The following is a 16,920-nucleotide window of genomic DNA, read 5'->3' on the forward strand; positions in this document are numbered from 1 at the left end:
CTCAGTGCCGAACCTGGGGCCGAATCCGGGGCCGAATTTCTGTGAGGTGGCCGCGCCATGAGCTGGCTCCTGATCGCACTTCTCGGTGTGCCGCTCGCCGGAGCCGCCGTGCTGCTCGTGCCGTCCGGGGCGGACACGGCGGCAAGAGAGCGGCTGCTCAGGGTGCACGGGCCGGCCGTCTCCGGGGTCACCTTCGCACTGTCGGTGGTGCTGGCCGCCGCGTTCGACCACGGTGACGCCGCCCGCGCGCAGTTCGTGACCGATCTGGCCTGGATCCCCGGCCTGGACCTCAGCTTCCACCTCGGCGTGGACGGGATCTCACTGCCGCTGGTCGTGCTGACCACGCTGCTGACCTTTCTCTGCTTCGTCTATCTGTGCCGGGGCCGCGCCGACGGCCCCGGGCAGTTGCTGAGCCCCGGACGCGGCGGTAACCGGCCACGGGCACTGGTGTTCACGCTGCTCATCCTCGAAGTGGGCATGATCGGCACGTTCCTCGCGCTCGACCTGCTGCTGTTCTTCGTGTTCTTCGAGGTCGTCCTCATCCCGATGTACTTCGTGATCGCCCTCTGGGGAGGACGTGCCCGCCGGGCGGCGGCGATCAAGTTCATCCTCTACACCCTGCTGGGCTCGGTGGTCCTGCTGATCGGTCTGCTGATCATCTGGTCGCAGACCGGCACCCTGGACATGACCGCTCTGGCCCAGGCACGGGGGACGGGCATGTCACGCCCGGTGCAGATCATCGCCTTCCTGGCCGTCGGCATCGGTCTCGCGGTCAAGACCCCGATGTGGCCGCTGCACACCTGGCTGCCCGACGCCCACACCGAGGCGCCCACCGTCGGCTCGGTGCTCCTGGCGGGGGTGCTGCTCAAGATGGGTACGTACGGTTTCGCCAGAATCGCGATTCCGGTCCTGCCCGACGGGGCCGCCGCCATGGCCCCCTGGCTCGGGGCCTTCGCGGTGATCGGCATCATCTACGGCTCGTTGGCCTGCCTCGCCCAGCGCGACCTCAAAAGGATGATCGCCTACTCCTCGGTCGGTCACATGGGTTTCGTGCTCCTCGGGTTCGCCACACTGACCCCTGCCGGGATCAACGGCGCGCTGTTCGGCAACATCGCCCACGGCCTGATCACCGCCCTGCTGTTCTTCGTCGCCGGGGCGATCAAGGAGCGCTATGGCACCTCGGACATGCCCGCCCTCGGTGGCGGCATGCTGACCCACCTTCCCCATCTCGGCTCCCTGCTCACCTTCGCCTGCGTCGCCTCGCTCGGGCTGCCGGGGCTGGCGGGTTTCTGGGGTGAGATGCTGGCCCTCCTCGGCGCCTTCGAACCGGCCGCGGGCCTGTCCGGCCCCCTCTACCTGGTCTTCATGGCTCTCGGAGGTCTCGGTACCGTGCTGACCGCCGCCTACTTCCTGCTCATGCTCTCCCGCGTCACCCACGGCCGGAGTACCGAGACCGTCCACGTCCCGCTCCTCGCCGCGGCCACCACGGACGCTCTCCCCTCCACAGGCCCGACCGGGTCCGAGGACGCCGCCCTCGAATCCGGTGCGGGCGGAAAGGAAGACCTTCCCGGGGGCGGGGGAGGCACGCACCCGCCGGGAGCGGTGAGCGCGGGCAGGCCGCGGATGCCCGACGTCATGGGCTACGAACTGGCCGCCTGGGTGCCGCTGATCGCGCTGATCCTGCTGTTCGGGCTCTGGCCCAAGGCGCTCCTCCTGCTCACCGATCCGGTGGTCCGGACCCTGGTGGGGGCACCGTGATCCAGTCGATCGACTACTACGCGGTCGCGCCGCTGCTGATCCTCGCCCTCACCGCCGGGCTGGTGCTGGTCCTGGACGCCTTCCTGCCCCGCAGGCCGTACGTCCGGCCGGCGCTCGGCGCGGTCACCCTGGCGGGGGTGGTCGGCGCCCTGGCGGTGGTGGTCTCGCAGGCACTGCGCACCGGAGACCCGCTGAGGACCTTCTGCGTGCCGGAAGGACTGCTCGGCTCCCCCCACGCGGCGATCGGTGCCATCGCCTCCCCGAGCACCGAACAGACGGCGACCCCGGCTGCCGCGGCGCCGTGCTCGTTCGTGGTCGACGACTTCACACTGGTCTTCGCGGGACTCGCACTGGCGGCCGGAATCGTCGTGGTGCTGCTCTCGGCGGCAGAACTCGCCTTCGGCGACATCCCCGTCGGCGAGTGGTACTTCCTGCTGCTCTGCACGCTGGCGGGTGCCGTCGCGCTGCCCGCCTCCCGTGACCTGATCATGCTGGTGGTCGCCCTGGAGCTCGTCTCGCTGCCGGTGTTCGCGCTCACCGCGCTCAGACGCTATGACGGCCGGAGCTCCGAGGCCGCGGTCAAGCTCTTCCTGGTCTCCGTGGTCTCCACGGCGGTGATGCTCTTCGGGGTCTCCCTGCTGTACGGGACGACCGGAACCGTCTACCTCGACCGGATCGCCCAGGCTCTGCAGCAGCGTGTTCTCGGGGCACCCGGCCTGAGGCTCGTCCTGGACGACGCCGACACCGCCTACGGCTCCGCACTGCAGATCGGCTACGACCTGCCCGCCGTGGTCACCGTGGCGGTGGTGCTGGTCCTCGCCGGGTTCGCCTTCAAGATCGCGGCAGTGCCGTTCCACGCGTGGGCGGGCGATGTCTACCAGGGGGCGCCCGTCCCGGTCGCGGCTCTGCTCTCCGTCATCTCCAAGGCAGCCGGGTTCGCCGGACTGATCCTCATCCTGGTCGTCGCCCTGGGGGGCCAGAGCGCCATCTGGGTCCCGCTGGTCGCGATCATCGCCGCGCTCACCATGACCGTGGGCAACCTCCTGGCCATGCGCCAGCGCCATGCGGTGCGGCTGCTCGCCTGGTCGTCCGTCGCCCAGTCGGGCTACATCCTCGCTCCCCTCGGCGCCGGGCGCCCCGAGGCGATGAACGCCTCGATCGCCTATCTGGTCTTCTACGCGGCGATGAACCTCGGGGCGTTCGCCGTGGTCACGCTGGTGTCGAGGCGTTCCGGCAGGGGGGAGTTGGACGACTACCGGGGCCTGGCGTTCCGGAACCCGGCGGCCGGGCCGGCACTGGCCTTCTTCCTGATCTGCCTGGCGGGCCTGCCCCCGGGGCTGGCCGGGCTCTTCGCCAAGATCGTGGTGTTCCGGGAGCTCCTCAGCGGTGGCGGTGGCTGGCTGGCCGTGGTGATGGCGGTCAACACGGTCGCGGGCCTCTATTACTACATCGCCTGGGTGGTGCGGATCTTCACCCCGGCCACCGAGGGCACCGAAACGGCCGGCCGCGCCGCCGGGTGGATACCCGCCGGTGTGGCGATCGCGGTGGCCGGGATCGTCGCGGTCGCCTTCTCGGTCGCCCCCCAACTGGTCCTCGACCTCGTCCCCGGAGCACTCATCGCCGCGGGCTGAAACACCTGGGAACGTTTGTCCTGGCTGGAAACGTTGTCACAGGTGAATCGGCATCAACCGAAAGGGGGGTGTAGTGCACCACAACGGTCTGCGTACCGCGGTCCTTCTCGGCGCACTGTCCGCGGTGATCATCGCGGTGGGGGCGTGGTTCGGAGGCGGCGCAGGCGTGCAGATCGCGGTTCTGGTCGCGCTGGTGACCAACGGCGCCGCCTATTTCCTCTCCGACCGCATCGCGCTGTCGGCCATGCGCGCCCGGCCGGTGAGTGAGGTCGAGCAGCCGCTGCTCTACCGGATCGTGCGTGAGCTCTCCACCGAGGCCCGCCAGCCCATGCCCCGGCTCTACGTCTCGCCGACCATGCAGCCCAACGCCTTCGCGACGGGACGCAACCCTCGTAACGCCGCCGTCTGCGTCACCTACGGGATCACTCAGATACTCGACGAGCGCGAGCTGCGCGGTGTCATCGGGCACGAGCTCTCCCACGTCTACAACCGCGACATCCTGATCTCCTCGGTGGCCGGGGCGCTCGCCACCATGATCACTTATCTCGGCTACGCCGGGTTGTTCTTCGGCGGCGGGGATGACGACGAGGGACCCGGATTCATCGGCGCACTCCTCATGATCGTGCTGGGCCCGGTCGCGGCCGGAATGATCCAGATGGCCATCTCCCGCTCTCGCGAATACCAGGCGGATGAGTCAGGAGCTCGGCTGACCGGTGATCCGCTGGCACTCGCCTCGGCACTGAGAAAGATCGAGATGGGCACCCGCCATCTGCCTCTCCCGGAGAACAGCCGGCTCGCCTCCGCCTCCCACCTGATGATCGCCAACCCCTTCCGCGGTGCGGGGCTCGGCCGGATGTTCTCCACCCACCCGCCTACCGCCGAGCGCGTCGCCCGCCTGGAGCGCATGGCCGGGTACCGCCGCTGACCACGTGACGCGGGAGCCGCCGGATGAGGCGGGTCAGGGCGTCAGACCGGTGATGATCGGGTTGTGGACGGATCCGGGCACGGCGAAGCCGCCGATCCGCTCCGTCCGGCCTGACTCCGGATCGACCCGGTACCAGTCGTAGCGAGTGCCTCCCCCCCTCCTCAACCTGCGCGGGGTGACCGTCTGCAGGTCGAGGAGGCCCTTGCCGTTCCAACGCAGCCTGGTAGAGGTCCTGCCACGGGGCACGGGGATGGGAGCGCGTCTCAGCGCGCTGCCCGCGGCCACGTCCCACAGGCCGACCCCCGCGTCACGCGCCGTGAAATGGGCCACGGTCTGCCCGTCAGGACCGAGCGCGCCTCCCACCGGGACGCGTCCCCACTCGGCGAAAGGCGACATCGAGTAGATCCCCGCCTGGAACGAGTCATCCACCATCAGCACGAACCTCGCGTCGGGGCTGAAACTCCACGGCCGCAGCCCCGGCGGCACCGGGACACTCGCACCGCTGTACGTGTCCAGGATCCGGTTCCCCCACCGGATGCCCAGCACCACGTACCGTCCGCCGGGAGAGAGCTCGATCCGCGCCGCGCGCATGGCGCTCGACCACTTCACGCCGGGCACCGCGCGTATCTCGCCGGTCGCCATCTCCCGTACCACCAGTGCCCCGTCGCCGAGCTGGAAATAGGTGACATACCTGCCGTTGGGCGACAGGGCCAGCGGAGCCCGTTGCCTGTCCCTGGAGAACACCCGGGCGTCGGTGAGGCTGACCACCCTGCCGCCGCGTACCCAGAGCTTCCACGGAGCACAGACGCACCCGTCGAGCCCCGCGTACCGGACCGGCGACCTCGCGCCCCCGGCCTGGGCGGGGACCCCCGCCCCCATGACCACGACGACCACGACGACGCAAACACTCAAGCGGCGGAACAACCCCACTGAGGACCCCCCGAGTCTTCCGGACATTCGGGGGGCGTCCGTTACGTACGGGCCACTGTACGCCCCGGTCAGGGCCGTCCGGCGGTGCCGTCATGTGCCAAGTGACATGAGAGTGTCAGCGGGCGTGCTCGCCACCGCGGCATGGCGGCACAGCCCTCGGTGTCAGCGGTGGTGCGGCAGCGTGCCCGGGATGGGGTTCAAGGCATGGTCGGCTGTCGCGGTCATTCCGTGTGCCGGCCTGCCTGTCTTACTTCGCGGTCGACTGCCCAGGCGTCCGCCACCGGGCCCAGGTGCCCGAGCTTGTCGGGATTGATCACCGAGCGGATCGTCTGGATCTGCCCGTCGAGTACATCGAGCGCCAGGATGTGGAGCACCTTGCCGTCCCGGTCGCGGAAGATCGCCCCCGGCTGGCCGTTGACCTCGTGCGGCTCGAACGTCACGTCGATCCGGGCCAACCGAAGGAAGAGGGAGGCAAGCAGCCGGGCCACGTTCTCGGCGCCGATGACGGCCCTGGCCAGCTGCGGGGCCTTGCCGCCGCCGTCACCGACCACCGATACGTCGGCGGCGAGCAGTTCCCGCAGGCCGGCGACGTCGCCCTCGCGGAGGGCGTCGAAGAACCTCGACGCCAGTTCCTCCCGCTCCTTGCGGACCGCTTCGAAGCGCGGCCGTCCGGCCTCCATATGCCGCCGCGCCCGCACCAGCAACTGCCGGCACGCCGCCTCCGACCGCCCCACCGCCGCGGCGACCTCGTCGAACCCGAAGCCGAACACCTCCCGCAGCACGAACACCGCACGCTCCAGCGGGCTGAGCCGCTCCAGCAGCAGCAACGCCGCCATCGACACCGAGTCGGCCAGCTCCACCGACCGCGCCGGATCCTGATACGGATCGCTCAGCAACGGCTCGGGAAACCACGGGCCCACGTACGCCTCCCGCCGCACCCGCGCGGAGCGCAACACATCGATCGAGATCCGCGTCACCGCGGCGGACAGAAGAGCCTTGGTCGACGTGGGCCGGGTCGCCAAGCCGTCATAGCGCAGCCATGTCTCCTGCACCGCGTCCTCGGCCTCACCCACACTGCCCAGAATCCGATAGGCGATCGAAAACAGCAGCGGCCGCAGCTCCTCGAACTCCTCGACCTTGCTCACGCCGGACCCCCTCCCCCTGAACCCTTCCCGCCCGGCCGTACTCGCCGGTGCAGGCATCTTCTGGTGATCATCCGGGCCGTCGGCACACCAGAGTAACGCCGCCGGGCCCGGGGCCCGGAGCCCGCAGCCGGACCCCGAGCCAGTCGCCGGTGCCGTTCAGTGGAACTGCCCGGGCACATAGTCGCCGGCCGGCTGCCGGGCGATGATGTTCAGCCGGTTCGCCGCGTTCATGAAGGAGACCAGGATCACCAGGGCGGTGAGCTGCCCCTCGTCGTAGTGCTTGGCGGCGTACGCCCACACCTCGTCGCTGACCCCACCGGCCGCATCCGCGACCCGGGTCCCCTCCTCCGCCAACTCCAGCGCGGCACGCTCGGCCTCGGTGAAGACCGTGGCCTCCCGCCACGCCGCGACCAGGTTCAGCCGCACCGAGGTCTCGCCGGCAGCGGCGGCATCTTTGGTGTGCATGTCGATGCAGACGGCGCAGCCGTTGATCTGACTTACCCGAAGCGCCACCAGTTCCTGCGTGGCGGCCGGCAGCGGCAAGTCCTTGAGCGCCTTGCCCGCCGACATGAAGTACTTGATGACCTTGCCGGCGGACGGGGCGGTGAAGTAGTCGAGTCGCGCGTCCATGGTGTGCTCCTCCGGGGTCGTTGATGGCTACACCCCCTGAGACGGGGTAGCCCGACTCCCTGTGACACAGGCGAATGTGACCTGCGTCTCCCGGCCGCCGGGCCCGGCCGGCTCGGCAACGCCTCCGTTTCGGCCCGAGGCGGCTGGCGGCGGAGGCGGCGCAGTGGGTCACCGGTCAGCCAGGCCTGATCGCGCCACCACCGGAAACCTCATCGGACCAGGGCGAAAGGATCGGCCCTTGGGGGTCGATCCGAATGAGGCGATGGTCTCAGGAGTGCTGGGTGATCGGGTCGGTCTCCTCGGGGGAGAGGCCGGGGATGCCGTCGATGCTCTCGCGGTTCTTCTTCGCCCGGTAGGAACGCCGCTCCTGGACATCCTTGCGGCCCGCCCACTCGTCCAGCAGCGTCCGGTCACTGTCGAAGGACATGAACGGCACGGAGAAGCCGCAGGAGTCGGAGATACGGTCGCAGTCGACGACGATGATCGATCGCACACCCGGGTGCGGGCCGAAGTTCTTGATCAGTGTGGTGAAGTCAGGGCTCTCCGGTACGACGACCCGGCCGGTGCCGTACAGCCGAAGAATGTTGGGAGGGCCGGAGAAGGCGCAGAACATGACGGTGATCCGGCCGTTCTGGCGGAGGTGGGAGATGGTCTCCACCCCGCTGCCGTCCAGGTCCAGGTAGGCGATGGTGGTGTCGTCGAGAACGGCGAAGGTGTCGGCGTATCCCTTGGGGGACATGTTGACGTGACCGCCCTGCTCGGGAGCCGTCGCCACGAAATAGACCGGCTGCGCTTTGATGAACTCGCGCAGCCGGTCATTGATCTTGTCATGAATTTTCCCCATAAAAGCGAAGATAATTCACCGTCACTCGCCGGGCAGCCACCAGACCCACACGTTCTTCCTGAGCCGGAAGGAGTCCAGCTTGCGAGTGCTCCCGGTCTCGGCGTTCAGCGTCCGCTTCACGGCGGAGTCCAGCTCGCCCTCCTGGTCGCTGCGGCTGGTCCAGAGGGTGAGCGAGCCGGCCGCGCCCCAGGAGAGCCGCTGCGCGGTCTCGTCCTTGGGCATGCCGATTCCGATCGCCTCGGAGACGGTGTCAGCAGACAGGTCATAGGTACGCAGGCGGGGCCTGCTCGATGCGCTGGAGATGACCAGGGCCACGGTGTTCCCGTCGTCGGCCAGTGCGACAGGCGCGTTGTTGGACACGATCTGCGGGATGATCTGGCTCGCCGTCCTGTTGCCCTCGGCGTCGAAGACCACGAACTCGGTGATGTTGTCCTCGGTGAATCGGGAGGTGAGCAGGTATTTCCCGCTGGGGCTGAAACCCATCAGGCTGTTCGTCGACGGCAGCTTGGCCGTCTCACCGGTCTTCAGGTTGATGACCAGGCTCGGTAGCCTGTTCGCGGCGTCGTAGTAGTCGACCACGATGGCCGAGCCGTCAGGAGAGAGCGTCGTGTCCACGTCGCTCTGGCCGATCCCCTTGGGCAGGCTCGCGGTACCGCCCGGCAGCGGGCGGACCTTTCCGCTGCTCACTTCACGGACGACGAGTTCGCCGCCCTTGAAGTAGTTCACGAAGCGGCCGTCGTTGCTGATGGAGATCGAGTTGCTGGTGGTCCTGTCCACCGTGCCACCCGAGGACCTGGGGTGGACCTGCGCGTCGGGCAGCGTGACGGTCTTCCCGCTGCGCAGGGTCAGCATCCACGAACCGCAGGGGACGTTGTCGTCTCCCCGGGGGCAGCTCTTCAGCCAGGCGTACCTGGCCGGGTTGTCCGTCTTCGCCGCTGCCGGAGTGGCGATCATGCCGGTGGCCGCTACGGCGGCGACTGCGAGTACGGCGAATCCGCGTGAGGGTCTCATCGGTTTTTCCTTCCGTCCCCCTGATAGATGGGGATCCGGCGGGAAAAGTTGTGTCAAGAGCCGAAGAAAGGTCTGCGGTTTCTTGGCCATCGGCCCGGGGCGACGATTCAGGCGAAGGGTCCGGAACGGTTCTCGCTGCGGAGCCGTCAGGGAACCTCTTCCGGCCGGGTGGCCAGGGCGCGCAGCCGGGTGCGGATCCCGGCGCGCGAGCGCTGGTACGCCAAGGCGTCGTCGAGCAGCAGCGCGGCCGAGTTCGCCGCGGTGGCGAGCGCGTCGAGCTCGAACGCCAGCTGGGCCGGTTCGACATCCGTGTCGAGCTGGCCGAGCTGCTGGGCGTCCCGGACGGTCTGCTCGTACAGGCGCAGCCAGTCGCGGCGTGCCCGGGCCAGCAGGTCGCGGATCCGGCCGGGCCGCGCGTCGAACTCCGCACCCGCCGCGTAGAAGAAGCAACCGCCGGGGAAGACCCGTCGTTCCGAATAGTCGAGCCAGCCCCTGCACAGCTCGACCAGGCGTGGCAGGCCGGGCGTGGTCCGCAGCGCAGGCTTGACCACCTCGTGGGTGAAGACCTCCTCGGCAGCCCGTACGACCGCGACCTGCAACTCCTCCTTCGAGCCGAAGTGTGAGAACAGTCCGCTCTTGCTCACCCCGAGGTCGGTGGCGAGGCGCCCGATCGACAGCCCTTCGAGCCCGTCCTGGGACGCGATGGCCATCGCACGGTCCAGAATTCGCTGCCGGGTCTGGTCTCCGCGCACCACACGCCCGTCCTGTGTCATCTCAACCGTTCCCGTCCACTGGAGTCTGGCCGTCACCTCGGCTCGCCACTGATCGGCGACAGCCGGTGCGCAGACCATACGCGGCGGTCTGCCGAGCCGCGCTCCCCGGCGCGGCCGGCCCGCCACGGCCCGGAGCCGGAGACTGTCGGACAGGTCCTTCCCGAGTCAAACTTTAAGCACGAACGTTCTGTTAAATCAACTTGGCGCGACGTTCCTCGTTGGATGCACGGATCCACATCGGCCGGGGACGCGGGAAATGCTGTCTCGGCAGGCTGGTCCTCTCGACGACGCGTTCGCACCCTTCGCTGAGGAGCGGAGCATCAGCGTTTTCAGCTCGCGGGATATTGATAGCACGATCGTTCGTTCTTATGCTGTCGGCAGGCGGATCGACCCCAGCCGGGCCGGGCCGATGCCAAGAGAGGCCAAACACATGACCGAAGACATCTCGACCGACGACTTCCATCTCCCGGAGAAGGAAGCCGACCGGCTCCTCGCCAACGCCCCGTGGAAGCGGTTCGCGGTGCTCGGCGACAGCCTCGCCGAAGGGCTGGGTGACGCCCTCCCCGGCTACCGCACCCTGCCCTGGGCGGACCGGACCCGGGAGGCACTGACCCGGGGCCGGCCCGACCTGGGCTATGTGAACCTCGGCCTGCGCGGCCTGGTCGCCGCCGAGGTGCGGGAACGCCAGCTCGGCCGGGCACTGGAGTTCGGGCCCGACCTCGCGGCGGTGATCTGCGGGGGCAACGACCTGTTCCGCCCGGTGGTCGACCTGGACGCGGTCGAGGGCGAGCTGGACGCCATCATCGGCGGATTGCGGGCGGCCGGCGCGACAGTGATCACGTACCGCCTCATGAACATCGGCTTGGCGATCCCCAAGCTTGAGGCGCTCAGTCCCAACCTGCTGAGGTTGAACGAGCGGGTGAGCGCGGTCTCCGCCAGACACGGCGCGCTGGTCGTCGACATGTGGAGCCACCCCGCCTGCGCCGACATCTCGACATACAGTTCGGACATGATCCATGCCTCGATGCGAGGTCACGCCCTGCTTGCCGCGGAGACCATCAGGCGACTGGGCCGTCACCTCGCCTCGGCCTGAAGGGCGCGTACGTCCATCGCTGGAACCGTCGCGGGCACCCGCTGAGCGTGGTCGAGTTTGGCGGTGTGTTCTTGGGAGTGGGAAGTCGTGCTGAAGGGTGCGTGTCAGTGCGGGTTCCGGTGCTGTTCTTCGCTGGAACCGTCGCGGGCACCCGCTGAGCGTGGTCGAGCTTGGCGGTGCGTTCTCGGAAGCGGGAAGTCGTTCTGTCGCGATGGACCATCCGATACCGGGTGGCTCTGGGCCACTCAAGCCTCATGATCGCTTTGAACGCGTCCGGAGGAGAGTGGCCCGAAGCGCCTGTCGTCGACTCCGCTCCCGGCAGCGTGCGTCCGAGAGCGGAGGGCGGTAACCGTGCGAGTCACAGCTCCGCCCGGCCCTCGGTCTACCGGTAGTTGGTGAACTGGAGGGCGACCTCCAGGTCCTTGCCCTTGAGAAGGGCGATGACCTCCTGCAGTTCGTCCCTCTTCTTGGAACTCACCCGCAGCTCATCACCCTGGATCTGGGCCTTGACCCCCTTGGGGCCCTCATCCCGGATGATCTTCGAGATCTTCTTGGCCTGCTCCTGGTCGATGCCCTCCTTGAGGGTGATCAGAAGGCGGTACTCCTTGCCGGACAGCTTGGGCTCGTCCGCGTCAAGAATCTTGAGCGACAGGCCGCGCTTGATCAGCTTGTCCTTGAACACGTCGAGGACCGCGTTGGCGCGCTCCTCGCTGTTGGCCCTGATCTCGACGGCCTTCTGGCCACCCGACCAGGCGATCGTCGCGCCGGTACCCTTGAAGTCGAACCGGTGTCCGACCTCCTTGACCGTCTGGTTCAGCGCGTTGTCGGCCTCCTGATGATCGATCTTGCTAACGATGTCGAACGATGAATCCGCCAAAGCCCAATCCCCTTTGAACTGCTGGAACTATCATCCGCTGCCCGGCTCCCGGATATCGCGGCCCACGAACCGCGGCGGCGTCCGCGAGCCGGTTCGGTAGACGCGTACGTAACGGATCAGCCTAGCCAGCATCTCCTGTCAATGCTGGGGCGGCAGTGTGTCCCGCCTCGCCCTCAGCGTGTCGTTCGACCCCGTTATCCCGCTCCGTCGTCCCACTCCGCGACCGGCTCTCCCTCAGGTCACCCCCGGCTCAGGTCACCCCCGGCCGGTTCTCCCTCAGGTCACCCTCCGGCCCACCCGCCTCACCCGCCCGGCACTCGCCGCCGAACCCCGTGGCACGCCCGTATCGCAGCGTCCCTCCTGTCTCTCCCGCCTCGCTCAAGACCGGCACGAGTGACAACGCCTGCCCCAAAGGTCCCAGTGTGCCCATCCATCGGCGGGTGCCCTCCACGGATGTCACGCCACCCCTGGAAGTCCGCTATTCTTTTCCTGTCGCCGCAGTACGCGGAGGACACGGCAGGTTGCCCGAGTGGTCAAAGGGAGCGGTCTGTAAAACCGTCGGCTCAGCCTACGCAGGTTCAAGTCCTGCACCTGCCACCAGCAGAAACAGCAGCTCAGAGGCCCTCCGGGGCCTCTTTTGCGTTTCCGGGGTGTGCAGCCAGATGCCGCTCTGAGCGGCCCCATGTCGGTGGTCGCGCAATATACGCGCAATGATCTTGAGGCCGTTTTCCCAGGTCGCGCTGGGCTCTCAGAGCGGTTCAGGGGCGAGAGCCAGCCAGTGAAGCCGAAGGAGACGGCTTCTAAATCAATGGATCTTCCCAGCAGCCGGCCTCATCCTGTCCAGCATGGAAGAACCACAGCACAGGATCCGGGCGGTCCACACCGCATCCACGATCACCGTCTACCAGGCTTACAGTCCAGAGATCGGCCTCCCCGCCGCTCGTTACGGCCGCTTCCCCACCGCCTGGAAGCGAGACCGGATGACGTGGATCAAACCATCATTCCTGTGGATGATGTACCGCTGCGGTTGGGGCACCAAGGAGGGGCAGGAGACCGTTCTAGCCATCGAGATCATCCGTGAAGGGTTCGAATGGGCCCTGCGCCACGCGTGCTTGTCGCACTATGAGCGCGGGCTTCATCCCGACCGGGCTACCTGGAAACGACAGCTGAAGCATGCATCGGCCCGAGTGCAGTGGGATCCCGAACGCGATCTCCGCCTACAGCCGCTGCCCTACCGCTCACTACAGCTCGGCCTCTCGGACGAGGGCGCGCGCCGGTACGTAGACGAGTGGATAGTCGCCATCACCGACGTGACTCCGCTTGCTCGCGAGATCCACACACTCATACGCAACGACGAGCCGGATACCGCAGTCCGTCTCTTGCCCGAGGCGCGTCCTTACCCCGCCGGGGACGATCTTCTGGCTCACCTACGTCCGTAATCCGCGCATGACTCCTGGACCGGTTCCAGCCGCACCACTGTGTACTGCGTGGCCAGCACAAACGGGCTCCTCAACCAATCGAAACAACCTCGAAATGCCAAAGGGTCCCGGACGGTGTCCCGGGACCCTGATCGTACGGTGTGCGTCTCATGCGGTCAGCGCGTCACTGATCCGCTGGTTGGCGATCTCTTTCTGCCCGTCGAGGCACTTGGCGTAGACCCGCAGCAGGACGTCCCCGCCATGGCCCGCCCGCGTTGAGCCACAGCGAGACCGCTGCGTGTCTCAGGTCGTACGGCCGCCGAGCGAGGGGAGAGGCGACCTGAGCCGGAGTGAGGGCGAGTGCCCGCGCGTCCTGCCAGACCTCGGTATAGGCCGTCGAGGCGATCACCCCGCCCCGCTCACTGCGGAAGATGCGCCCGTCCGCGCCGGTCCCGTACTCGTCGATGTGCTGCCGCAGGATCTTCACGAGTTCAGGAGGGATCGGCACAGGCCGGATATCGGCGCGACCCCGGTGCTTGAGACCTCGTTCCTCGTGGGCGTCCCCGCTGTCCGTCCAATGCCTGTTGACCTCGGGGTGGGAGACGTCGACCGTCAACCGCACCCAGCCTTTCGCGGGCAGGTGGCAGTCCTGGAGACGCAGGCCGACCGCCTCACCCGGACGCAACGCCGCGTAGTACATGCAGGCGAACAGCGCCATGAGCCGCCGGCCCCGGCCACGCCAGCCGTACGACCCTGGTCTCGCCCAGGTCCACCAGGTCGAGGGAGGCCGTCTCAAGCCAGCGGATCGCCTGCGCCATCTCGGGGGGAACATCGAGACTTTTGCCGTTCGGGAGGAGCGTGTACTTGCGGAGGGCGGTTCGCAGGGTCTCAGCATCGGGACGGCCGGGCCGGTCCTTGGTCAGCGCGGGGAGCACCGTCGAGAGCGCGTCGGACATGCTGTCCCGGCTCTTGGCAGCCGCGTGAGGCCACTTCATGTCGATGTAGGTCCGCACGAACTCGAAGACCGTCCGGGCGCTCTTGGCCTGAAGCATGGAGAGCGGAAGCCCGGTCTCCATGTCGAAGGCTTCCCCGCGCTTGGCCGTCTGCCGCAGGTCCGACAGGAGGCTCTCGGCGAGAGCCTTGGTCCGCAGGGTCTTGGACTTCTGGCGACCGCCGACCTTCCAGCGGACCACGTAGGACGGTGTCTTGCTCGTCTCGTTCCGACGGATCTCCCAGAACTTCACGTCGTACGAGGTGTTCACGCCGCCTCCCGGAGGGTCTCAAGCCAGGCGGTGAACTCGCTGTGATAGATGCGGATCTCGCCGTTCGGGAGCTTGAGGCCCTGCGGAGCGTGGCCGATCTCCCGCCAGCGGTAGAAGGTGCGCTGGGACACCCCGCCGAGTTCGTCGAGGATCTCCGGAACGGTCATGAGTTGATCGCGGTTCTTGCTCACGCCGCCTCCTGAGTCTCGATTGCCGAAAGGGGTTGGGGGTTTGCTCTGGCTTCCAGGGCCAGCAGGGTTGCTCGCCAGCGTTGGCGTTCGGCGACCATGCGCAGCAGCCGCAGGGCCAGGGAGGGGAGATCGCCGTCACTGGCCGGGACGGGCTTCCAGACATAGCGGTGCGGATCGGGGACCTTGTCGGCCAGGCCGAGCACTTCCATGACCCAGGTGCGCCGGTCGCGCTTGTGCTCGGACAGGGTCTTGTTCGACCACTTACGGGAGACCAGGACGCGCCGTCCCGCGTAGCCGAGGTGTTCGGGCTTGTGTGCCTCAGCCCCGCCCCACCGAGCATCACAACAGCAGGCGCGCTCAGTGATGCCGTCGCTGACACGCAGGCGGCATGATGGCTGTCATGGCGGACGACTGGACCGACATCGACGAACGAATAATTCAAGCTCGTATTCTTCCTGCTCTCAAGCTGATCCGAGAACAGTTCGGGGGCGACCTGAGAGAAGCCATCGACCTTCTTAACGGCCGATACCTGCACCTACGGGAGGCCCGCGCAGATGACTTCACCGTGGGTCCCGAGGACTATGGCAGAGGGGTCTACACGTAGAACCGCCTGTGCCCGTTGCGTGCCCGTCAGGAGGGTGAGCAGGGGGAATCACGAGGATTCACAGGGAAGGCGAGACCACCCCTGACCTGGACCGCAGCAGCTCAGAGGGTCGCGTACCGAGATCTTCCAAACTGGTAGTGTGCTCCTGCAACCGAGATTGCTCTCATGACCGTCATATCCATTTACAGGAATGAACCCACGGCCTTCAAACGCCGCGAGTGGACTGGCATGCTGTAGGCATGATCGAGAAGCAGTCCGCACCCCCTCACCAGTGCCAGAAAAAAGCCTCGCGGTTCAGGACGTTCATCGTGTGCTCCGTCACCGCAGGCTTGGTGCTCATCGGCGGACTGCTCTTGCTTAATCGTGACGATTCTCAGCAGGCAGACATGTCCACCGTGCTCAACCAGATCCGTTCGGGCAATGTCTGGACCGCCACGCTCATCGACGCCGAGCGGAGAATCGAGATCACCACGATGGACAAGAAGCGCTTTCACTCTTATTGGAGCGAGGTCGGCGATCAGGGTTTAAAGCTTGACAACGAGCTCGGGAAGGCCATGCCTCCGGGTGGCTACACAGTCGTGGTTCCCAAGCGCTGGGGGTGGTTCTCGCTGTGGGGTGCCGCCGGGTACCAGGGTTGCACTTCGGGTTGCAATACAGGGGCGTTCAGAGCCGTTCAGGATGAACCGCGTACACCCCATGACCTGCATTGAACTACCCGGAATAGTCCAAGGGTGATCTTTTAATCCGCAGATTCCGGATTTAGGCCTCAAGGGTCTTGCGCAACGACCGCTGTGCAATATGCAGGCAATGATCATGAACCACCCCTTCCAGCCGTGCCCGTTGCGTGCCCGTCAGGAGGGTGAACAAAGGGGACTCACGGGTAATCGGCCCTCTCCCCTGCAGGTCAGCACTTCGCCGGCTCATGGGCCAGGTGCGTTAGAGACTTCCCAAGCTGACAGTGCGGGTTCGATTCTCGTCATCCGCTCCACCAGAGAAAATCCAGGCCAAGGCTGTGATCCCAACCTGGTTTTTGATTTTCTTAGGCTCGTTGTCGGTCTTCCGCGCGATTAGGTGGATTCTCCGCCTCGGCGAGTCAGCCGCCGCACGAGGCGTGAGACCGCCCACGCCTGGAACCAGCCTGCGCCCATGAGAAGCAGGACGAGCACGATCGGATTCGTCAGCCCGATCGGCAGCAGGTCCCACGCCTGCCAGATCAGCCAGCCGAGGGGGAACGTGAGGTAGATGAGCGCTACCCCGGACAGCAGGATCGGATCCTGCACTGTCAGCAGGACCACGATCGAGTAGATACCCAGAGCCAGCACGAGGCCGGAGTAAGCGAGAGCAAGGCACCCTCCGGAACCGAGCTTGTGGGGTTTCGTCATTCTGGCTCCATACTTTGACCCGGATAAGAGCGTCGAGTGTATTCATGGTCTAGTACTAAGAGCAGGATGACCAAGCCGCGACAGATCCTATCCGTGGGAGCCATCGGGCCGTACAACCTTGGGCTGGAATGATATGAACAGGCGGGCCGTTCGCGACCTGCACGGCGAACTGATCTGAATGCCCTTGAAGAACGTTCGAGGACCTACGGACTAGAAGGTCGAGCTGTGCCTGCTGGGTACTCCTCCGGAAGGGGGAACAGAGGGTGTGCTGTCCATCTGTTCTTGGTCGTCGTCTCCTGGACGGTGAGGGGGCGGTAGCGCATGGCGATCCAGCGACCGAGGACGGTGTCGTGGTCGATGTACCAGCCGGGGAAGGTTCGCCGTAGTACGGCGAGCGGGTCCTGGGGTGGGGGGTTCATGGGGGCTCCTGTCTGGAGGGTGCGGGC

At 67.0% G+C, this 16,920-nt stretch carries 20 protein-coding genes and 1 tRNA gene; 8 read left to right on the plus strand and 13 right to left on the minus strand.

The genetic code is table 11. The features are described 5' to 3' along the window. The first annotated feature begins 57 nt into the window (after window positions 1–57). The 3 genes from IG98_RS0140085 to htpX all read left to right on the plus strand — a co-directional run bounded on the left by IG98_RS0140085 (window position 58) and on the right by htpX (window position 4,314). Complete coding sequence (locus IG98_RS0140085) at window positions 58–1,758, plus strand: complex I subunit 4 family protein (protein WP_030925062.1); 1,701 nt, start codon at window positions 58–60, stop codon at window positions 1,756–1,758. Further along, window positions 1,755–3,389: an NADH-quinone oxidoreductase subunit N gene (locus IG98_RS0140090; protein WP_037972559.1), complete on the plus strand. Its 1,635-nt coding sequence runs from the start codon at window positions 1,755–1,757 to the stop codon at window positions 3,387–3,389. Before IG98_RS0140085 ends, IG98_RS0140090 begins: the two co-directional genes overlap by 4 nt. Before the next feature lie 73 nt (window positions 3,390–3,462). Further along, window positions 3,463–4,314 carry a zinc metalloprotease HtpX gene (gene htpX / locus IG98_RS0140095; protein WP_030925067.1) on the plus strand — a complete coding sequence of 284 codons (852 nt, stop codon included), beginning with the start codon at window positions 3,463–3,465 and terminating at the stop codon, window positions 4,312–4,314. Window positions 4,315–4,347: 33 nt separating this feature from the next. Here htpX and IG98_RS0140100 read toward each other — a convergent pair whose 3' ends face one another. From IG98_RS0140100 to IG98_RS0140125, 6 genes are all read right to left on the minus strand, one after another. After that, window positions 4,348–5,226 (minus strand): WD40 repeat domain-containing protein, encoded by an 879-nt coding sequence (locus IG98_RS0140100; RefSeq protein ID WP_157594789.1) that lies wholly within the window; start codon window positions 5,224–5,226, stop codon window positions 4,348–4,350. Window positions 5,227–5,465: 239 nt separating this feature from the next. After that, window positions 5,466–6,389: an RNA polymerase sigma-70 factor gene (locus IG98_RS0140105; RefSeq protein WP_030925072.1), complete on the minus strand. Its 924-nt coding sequence runs from the start codon at window positions 6,387–6,389 to the stop codon at window positions 5,466–5,468. 156 nt (window positions 6,390–6,545) lie between these two features. Beyond that, window positions 6,546–7,019: a carboxymuconolactone decarboxylase family protein gene (locus tag IG98_RS0140110; RefSeq protein ID WP_030925074.1), complete on the minus strand. Its 474-nt coding sequence runs from the start codon at window positions 7,017–7,019 to the stop codon at window positions 6,546–6,548. Window positions 7,020–7,287: 268 nt separating this feature from the next. Beyond that, window positions 7,288–7,863, minus strand: a complete 576-nt coding sequence (locus IG98_RS0140115; protein ID WP_030925077.1) for a pyridoxamine 5'-phosphate oxidase family protein — start codon at window positions 7,861–7,863, stop codon at window positions 7,288–7,290. A 21-nt stretch (window positions 7,864–7,884) separates the two neighbouring features. Continuing rightward, window positions 7,885–8,874 carry a hypothetical protein gene (locus IG98_RS0140120; protein WP_030925080.1) on the minus strand — a complete coding sequence of 330 codons (990 nt, stop codon included), beginning with the start codon at window positions 8,872–8,874 and terminating at the stop codon, window positions 7,885–7,887. A gap of 146 nt (window positions 8,875–9,020) precedes the next feature. After that, entirely contained in the window at window positions 9,021–9,629 is a 609-nt protein-coding gene (locus tag IG98_RS0140125) for a TetR/AcrR family transcriptional regulator (RefSeq protein ID WP_245651917.1), read from the minus strand. A gap of 448 nt (window positions 9,630–10,077) precedes the next feature. Here IG98_RS0140125 and IG98_RS0140130 point away from each other — a divergent pair, with 448 nt between their 5' ends. Continuing rightward, entirely contained in the window at window positions 10,078–10,740 is a 663-nt protein-coding gene (locus IG98_RS0140130) for an SGNH/GDSL hydrolase family protein (RefSeq protein WP_030925085.1), read from the plus strand. 382 nt (window positions 10,741–11,122) lie between these two features. On the opposite strand, the gene IG98_RS0140135 is transcribed toward IG98_RS0140130, so the two are convergent. Next, a complete protein-coding gene (locus IG98_RS0140135; protein ID WP_030925087.1) occupies window positions 11,123–11,617 on the minus strand; it encodes a YajQ family cyclic di-GMP-binding protein in 495 nt (164 codons plus the stop codon). 515 nt (window positions 11,618–12,132) lie between these two features. Here IG98_RS0140135 and IG98_RS0140140 point away from each other — a divergent pair. Together IG98_RS0140140 and IG98_RS0140145 are read left to right on the plus strand one after the other, a co-directional pair. Next, window positions 12,133–12,217: transfer RNA gene (locus IG98_RS0140140), tRNA-Tyr, on the plus strand. Window positions 12,218–12,462: 245 nt separating this feature from the next. Then, the gene (locus IG98_RS0140145) at window positions 12,463–13,056 is read left to right on the plus strand and encodes a DUF4291 domain-containing protein (protein WP_030925090.1); all 594 of its coding nucleotides are present in this window, start codon (window positions 12,463–12,465) and stop codon (window positions 13,054–13,056) included. 163 nt (window positions 13,057–13,219) lie between these two features. Here the strand turns inward: IG98_RS0140145 and IG98_RS54505 are convergent, their stop codons facing one another. The 4 genes from IG98_RS54505 to IG98_RS54695 are packed head-to-tail and all read right to left on the minus strand — an operon-like array spanning window position 13,220 to window position 14,871. Then, complete coding sequence (locus IG98_RS54505) at window positions 13,220–13,753, minus strand: site-specific integrase (protein WP_281178597.1); 534 nt, start codon at window positions 13,751–13,753, stop codon at window positions 13,220–13,222. After that, the gene (locus IG98_RS54510) at window positions 13,707–14,297 is read right to left on the minus strand and encodes a hypothetical protein (protein ID WP_281178598.1); all 591 of its coding nucleotides are present in this window, start codon (window positions 14,295–14,297) and stop codon (window positions 13,707–13,709) included. The genes IG98_RS54505 and IG98_RS54510 overlap by 47 nt, the downstream gene beginning before the upstream one ends. Beyond that, on the minus strand, window positions 14,294–14,488 hold the full coding sequence (locus tag IG98_RS0140155) for a helix-turn-helix transcriptional regulator (RefSeq protein WP_030925092.1): 195 nt from the start codon (window positions 14,486–14,488) through the stop codon (window positions 14,294–14,296). The genes IG98_RS54510 and IG98_RS0140155 overlap by 4 nt, the downstream gene beginning before the upstream one ends. Then, a complete protein-coding gene (locus tag IG98_RS54695) occupies window positions 14,485–14,871 on the minus strand; it encodes a replication initiator (RefSeq protein ID WP_342666890.1) in 387 nt (128 codons plus the stop codon). The genes IG98_RS0140155 and IG98_RS54695 overlap by 4 nt, the downstream gene beginning before the upstream one ends. A gap of 17 nt (window positions 14,872–14,888) precedes the next feature. On the opposite strand from IG98_RS54695, the gene IG98_RS0140165 reads away from it, so the two are divergent. Beyond that, window positions 14,889–15,092: a hypothetical protein gene (locus IG98_RS0140165; protein WP_030925096.1), complete on the plus strand. Its 204-nt coding sequence runs from the start codon at window positions 14,889–14,891 to the stop codon at window positions 15,090–15,092. 239 nt (window positions 15,093–15,331) lie between these two features. Next, window positions 15,332–15,802 (plus strand): hypothetical protein, encoded by a 471-nt coding sequence (locus tag IG98_RS0140170; protein WP_157594790.1) that lies wholly within the window; start codon window positions 15,332–15,334, stop codon window positions 15,800–15,802. A 357-nt stretch (window positions 15,803–16,159) separates the two neighbouring features. Here the strand turns inward: IG98_RS0140170 and IG98_RS0140175 are convergent, their stop codons facing one another. After that, window positions 16,160–16,474: an SCO4225 family membrane protein gene (locus tag IG98_RS0140175; RefSeq protein WP_030925101.1), complete on the minus strand. Its 315-nt coding sequence runs from the start codon at window positions 16,472–16,474 to the stop codon at window positions 16,160–16,162. A 203-nt stretch (window positions 16,475–16,677) separates the two neighbouring features. Then, window positions 16,678–16,893 carry a hypothetical protein gene (locus IG98_RS51450; RefSeq protein ID WP_157594791.1) on the minus strand — a complete coding sequence of 72 codons (216 nt, stop codon included), beginning with the start codon at window positions 16,891–16,893 and terminating at the stop codon, window positions 16,678–16,680. Window positions 16,894–16,920 lie beyond the last annotated feature (27 nt).

The organism is Streptosporangium amethystogenes, from assembly GCF_000721075.1.
In the GTDB taxonomy this organism is placed as follows: domain Bacteria; phylum Actinomycetota; class Actinomycetes; order Streptosporangiales; family Streptosporangiaceae; genus Streptosporangium; species Streptosporangium amethystogenes.